This is a genomic window from Streptomyces sp. (assembly GCF_031178505.1).
GTDB classification, from domain to species: domain Bacteria; phylum Actinomycetota; class Actinomycetes; order Streptomycetales; family Streptomycetaceae; genus Streptomyces; species Streptomyces gulbargensis.
In genome coordinates this window covers 1-5,226 of record NZ_JAPSIW010000515.1, presented here as the reverse complement: position 1 = coordinate 5,226, position 5,226 = coordinate 1, and the positions used below count along the sequence as shown (strand labels likewise).

Annotated in this window: 5 protein-coding genes; 1 reads left to right on the top strand and 4 read right to left on the bottom strand. The window is 69.3% G+C overall.

Features of this window, described 5'->3' with window-relative positions; all coding sequences use genetic code 11:
* Window positions 1-487: 487 nt before the first annotated feature.
* The 4 genes from RIF68_RS26665 to RIF68_RS26650 all read right to left on the bottom strand — a co-directional run bounded on the left by RIF68_RS26665 (window position 488) and on the right by RIF68_RS26650 (window position 3,628).
* The gene (locus RIF68_RS26665; protein WP_309053848.1) at window positions 488-688 is read right to left on the bottom strand and encodes a hypothetical protein; all 201 of its coding nucleotides are present in this window, start codon (window positions 686-688) and stop codon (window positions 488-490) included.
* Window positions 689-1,407: 719 nt separating this feature from the next.
* A complete protein-coding gene (locus tag RIF68_RS26660) occupies window positions 1,408-1,773 on the bottom strand; it encodes an antibiotic biosynthesis monooxygenase family protein (protein WP_309053847.1) in 366 nt (121 codons plus the stop codon).
* Window positions 1,770-2,174, bottom strand: coding sequence for a hypothetical protein (locus tag RIF68_RS26655; RefSeq protein WP_309053846.1), 405 nt, complete (start codon window positions 2,172-2,174; stop codon window positions 1,770-1,772). The genes RIF68_RS26660 and RIF68_RS26655 overlap by 4 nt, the downstream gene beginning before the upstream one ends.
* A 68-nt stretch (window positions 2,175-2,242) precedes the next feature.
* Window positions 2,243-3,628 carry an FAD-binding oxidoreductase gene (locus RIF68_RS26650; RefSeq protein WP_309053845.1) on the bottom strand — a complete coding sequence of 462 codons (1,386 nt, stop codon included), beginning with the start codon at window positions 3,626-3,628 and terminating at the stop codon, window positions 2,243-2,245.
* Between the two features lie 77 nt (window positions 3,629-3,705).
* Between RIF68_RS26650 and RIF68_RS26645 the strand changes: the two genes are divergently transcribed.
* The gene (locus tag RIF68_RS26645; RefSeq protein ID WP_289912966.1) at window positions 3,706-4,671 is read left to right on the top strand and encodes a YafY family protein; all 966 of its coding nucleotides are present in this window, start codon (window positions 3,706-3,708) and stop codon (window positions 4,669-4,671) included.
* Window positions 4,672-5,226 lie beyond the last annotated feature (555 nt).

The window sequence follows — 5,226 nt, the reverse complement described above, 5'->3', positions numbered from 1 at the left end:
CAACTCCTGCCTCGCTCCACAAATCTCCCCACCACTCTGCAACCGGCAGCCGCTTCCGCACAGCGTCTCCCCCAAGATGCGCCCAGTCTCCCGCCCCGCCCGGTGCCAGACCGGTTCGAATTGGGCAGGGGACACGGGGACACCTTGCTGCGAGGTTCGTATGAGCACGGTGAGGCGTTGGAGTGCGAGCTGAGCGGCCTTGACCAGCATGGCTCGGGCGAGGCCGACTGGGTGGACCCATACGGAGACACGTTGTTCAACAGATAGGAAGCTGGAGCCGCTCGCCTAGAGATCGGCCAACCTGTCCCAGAGCACCGGTACGGTTCTGTGACGGCGTCGGCTCGCAAGCTAGGGCTCGGCACAGGTTGATGAACATGGGGTGCGGCAGCCTCCAGGTCATGGCTGATGCCTTTCACACCCCGCTCGCTCTGTGCGCTGCGCGCCCGTCCGCTACGTCTCGTCTGTGTGGCGGACCGGTCCGGGATGTTCAGTGCGGCACTTCCTCGCCGTGCGGGCCAAAGCGGTCCGCCCCGTACGTGTCCGGGCGTCCGACGGTAGCAAGGTAGCGGGTGCACAGGTCTGCGCCCACTGCGCAGCGTGTGTGGCCGCATTCGGTGCAGCGCATGAGATGGTCCAGGTAGGCGGCGTAATGGGCACCGTACGGGTAGGCGTCCCAGTCGATGGCCATGCGCACGCTCCCCGCGCCCGTCGTTCCTCTTCGCGAAGAACGCTACGCTGCTGCCTGCGCCTCGGTGTGCAATTGCATGCTTCTTGGCTTGAATGCGACGGCTGGGTCAGGCGGCACGCAAACCGTGTGGCAGGCCGCCGCGCCCCGGCCGGCCATAGGTATCGGTCAGCATGCGCTATGCCTGGCCACAGTGCTCCGCCACGCTGGCCTGCCCCCTCACCACGCTCCGCCACGGGCCGCGGGGAAGGGCGGTCGAGGCTGTGGCGAGCGACAAGCCGGGATAGGTGCTGTTCCAGCTGACCGTCGCGTCACAGGGCGGCTGGGGCAGGAGCATCTCAGCCGGACGGCGGCTACGGCAGCCAGCCGGTCCCTCGCCTCTCGGGGGCGGATGTTCGCCTCCCGTCATTGTTGTGCCTCAGCGGATCGCTTCGTCGGTGCTGGAGTCGTGCACGGCCGGCCGCCAGGCTTCGATCGAGGGACCTCCCGGCGGGGCAACGTGATCGAGCGCTGCTTCAACCGGCTCAAGGGCTCCCGCGGCATCGCCACCGGATACAGAAAGGACCGCCACTTCCTACGAAGCGACGGTCCCGCTCGCAGCATTTCTGCTCTGGGCAAGATCCGCTTGAAGACGGACCCTGGACCCCTTCAGCCGGCGGTGGGGGGGTGGGGGCTCGACCTGAGTGGAATCGCAATTGGGCTGGCTGAACGAGTACTGCTTGTTACGGCTCACCGCGGTCTGCGGAGAACTCCGCGGCGACGTCGTACAGTCCCCGGCTGGATGTGACCGGCACCCGCGAGTCCTGCTGTACGGCTCGAGTACGCTCGCGGAATTCGGGGTCCGCCGTGCCCGCCTCCCACGCCTCCCTGCTGGCCCAGTGAGACACGTTGACGAGCTGGAACCGGGTCGTCGAGCGGTGGGCACGGTGCAGCCGGGAGTCGATGAAGCCGGGCTTGGTGCTCATGAGAGCGGCACGCTGTTCCCACTCGGTGATGAACGCGTCGAGGTGATCAGCGGATATCTCGAAGACGTTGATGAAGGTCACGGCGGTGCCCGGCACGTTGGCGGGCCGGGTGTGAGTGGTCACAGGGAACCCCAGGGGCGAGCAGGGCGTCGGGTCCTGGCGCGCAGTGCGGCGAATTGGACGATGGAGAGCAGCGAGACGGGCACGGCCTGCAGGGTGATCCACACCGTGCCGACGGTGGTGGTGTCCCACCAGTCGAGGGCGAGTGAGGCGATGCTCGCCGCCACCCACGCCGCCCCGATCACGATCACGGACAGCACGCACGCGGACGGTGGACGGGTACGAAGGGCCAGAAGCGCGACGCCCGTGCCGATCGTCAGCATCAGGCCGCCGATGGTGATCACCAGCGTGTCACCGACCCCGAGGAGCCGGGCGAGAGGCACGCGGGCAACAAGGTAGGCCAGCCCGAAGAGGATCATCCCGGTTGCGTCCAGGGCGAGGATGCGACGGAGCCGGGCATCCACCGGCGGACGGGACAATGCCCTGGTGCCGGCGCGGATGACGGTGTCATCGAGGCGTCCTGGAGTCGGCGTCATGCGCCGGTACCCGGCGCGATGTTGTAGTTGAGCCGGAAGATGTTTCCTGGGTCGTACGCAGCCTTCAGCGCGGTCAGTCGCTTGTGGTCGTCCGGGGTGTAGGCGGTGCGGGTCCGTTCCTGGTCGGCTGCGGCGCCGTGGCCCATGAAGTTGAGGAACCGGCCGGCGGTCCAAGGATCCAGCTCCTCGAACAGGTGCCGGAGGAATGCGAACGCGTGCGCATCGGCCGCCGAGTCGGTCGCCAGAGGCACGAGGACCGCCAGCATGAAAGGCGCGTCGCGTCGGCCGACGGCGTTCGGGTGCGCGGGCCGACGGGACAGGGCGCCGCCCAGGTGGCGCACTTCCACGATCGCGGGCGGCGCCGCCTCGTCGCTGATGTGCTTGAGGAGCGTACGGACCGTTCCCCCGTCGGGATCGGCCAGGAAGATGTTGTCGGCGGCCCACGGCATCGGGACCGGAGGGTCGTCGTGGATGTCGGCGTTGTGCTCGTAGGGCATGTCGCGCAGGTTCTCCAGCAGCCGGGGGCCGAGCCGGCGGAGCGGTTCGACCAGACGGGTACCGTCCTCGGCGGAGCCGGTGAAGGCGATCCGCACATGCCAGACGCGGCGTCCTCGCATCGGTTCTGGAACCTGCGGATCATCCGGGAAGGGGATCAGTGCCACCGACGAGTTCATCTCGTCCGGCACCGTGGTGGTCCACCCCGCGTACGCCTCCAGGAGGCCGGGCACCTGCTCGGCGTCGTAGAAGAGGCCGCCGCCGTAGAGCCGGACCACCGGGACCAGGCCGAACTCCATGCCCGTGACGATGCCGAAGTTGTCCCGTCCGCCCAGCAGGGCCCAGTACAGGTCCGGCTCGGCCTCGGGGGTCACATGGCGCCGCTCGCCGTCGGCGGTCACCACGTCCATGGCCAGTACCCGGTCGGCCGCCCAGCCATGGGTGCGTCCGAGCAGCGGGAGACCGCCGCCCAAGGTGTAGGAGACGACGCCCACGTGCGGGGCGGAGCCGTTCAGCGGCGCGAGTCCGTGCCGCGCCGCCTCGGGAACGAGCTGCTCGAAGCGGACGCCGGCCTCGACGTACGCGCTTCGCGCGGCCGGGTCGACACGGACCGTGGTCATGCGCCGGGTGGTGACGAGCAGACCGCCCTCGGCGGGCACCGAGAAGCCGTGCCCGGTGTTCTGCACGGCGACCGGCAGGCCACGTGCGACGGCGAAGGCGACGGCCGCCGCCACGTCGTCGGGCCGCGCGGCCCCCACGATCACCTCCGGACGGTGCCGCGCGGCCAGGTTGAATCCCGTGCGTTCCTCGTCGTAACCCTCCTGACCGGGCAACAGCACGGGCCCTTTGCTACGGGCGGCCAGGAAATCGAAGTCGGTGCGTTCCACAGTCCTGCTCCTTCGTCGGTGTCAGCGGGAGCAATCGTGCGACGCATATATGACACCTGCCGTCATATTCTGCAGGGGTGAAATTCAACCGCCTTCTCTCGATCGTGCTGCTGCTCCAGCACCGTGGCCTGGTCCCGGCGAAGGAGCTGGCCGAGCGCCTGGAGGTGTCGCAACGCACCATCTACCGCGACATCGAAGCACTGTCGTCGGCCGGTGTTCCGGTGTACGCGGAGCGCGGCAAGGACGGGGGCATCGGGCTACTCCCCGGCTTCCGCACCGACGTCACCGGCCTGACGACCGACGAGGCGCGCGCACTGTTCGTGCTGGCGTCCCAAAGCGCACACGCGGCTCTCGGCCTGGACCACGCCCTCGGCTCCGCGCTGCGCAAGGTGATGGCCGCACTGCCCGCACCCCACCGCCCGGCGGCCGAACTGACCAGCCGCCGCATCCTGGTCGACCCGGAGCGCTGGCATGCCGCACCCCGCTCCGACACGGACCTGGAGGCGCTGTACGCCGCGGTCCTCAGCGACCGCCGGCTGCACATCCGCTACCGCCACAGCGGCCGTAGCACGCTGCACGACTACACCGTCGACCCGTACGGCCTGGTGGCAAAAGCCGGTACCTGGTACTTGATCGCCGACCATCGAAGCAGGCCCCGGCTTTTCCGCACCGATCGGCTGACGCAGGTCCGCGTCCTCGAGACCGCAGCAAAACGTCGCCCCGGTGTGGAGCTGGCCCAGGTCTGGCACGCCCTTCGACGCGGGGTGGAAGACCGCACGACCGGCGTCCGGGTCACCGTGCGGCTGCGCCGCGAGCGGCTGGACATGGTGACCCGAATCGCCGGCAGCTACTTCACCGGAGCACCCGCCGCCGAGGCGGACACCGACGAGTGGCTGCGAGTGGAGGTGACCTACCCCGTGGTCGAAGCGGTCCGCCACCTGCTGCAATTCGGCACCGACATCCAGATCCTCGGCCCTCCCGAGGCCCGTGCGGAGATGGCACGTGCCGTCACCGAGTTGACCGGGCTCTACGGCGAACCGTGACCGTCGACTTCACGCAGCCCCACCGCGACGCGGCGTCCGCCCCCACGGTGCCGGACGACGAAGCGATCGGAACGGGTGCACGCGCACGGCGGACCTGGACGCGCCGATATCGCCGGTAGACAGGCTGCCCGCTGCCGGCTGGGCTGTCGAGCGTGCCTGGGCCAAGCGCCTCGTTACAGGGCGCACCGGCGCACATCCCGGACCTCATCGCCGAGTCGGCCGGGGACCGACGACCGCGGTTTCGTCTCACACTGCCGGATGGTCTTCGAACTGCTCGTGAGGACGGTGGGCGCTTTCCGGGCATCCGCCGCTGGAACGGAGGTTCGTTCCCTCGGGGCACAGCCGCCCCAGCCAGCAATGCCCGCTGCCGTTCAGTGAGGAACGACGCAGCCCGGCGGCAAACCATCACGGCCCCACCTGGCGCGCTCCCCGTCCGGGGTACGTCGCCCTCCGCGGAGGGCGAGGCGTACGGACCGGCAATGTCTGCGGCCTGCGTAGCGCCTTCACCGCAGGTAGCGCCGTAGTGTCCGCCACTCCCCCGAGTCAAGGCTGTGT

Coding starts and splice junctions, on each gene's coding strand:
- RIF68_RS26665 (WP_309053848.1), bottom strand. CDS start 688: ATGGCCATCGACTGGGACGCCTACCCGTACGGTGCCCATTACGCCGCC.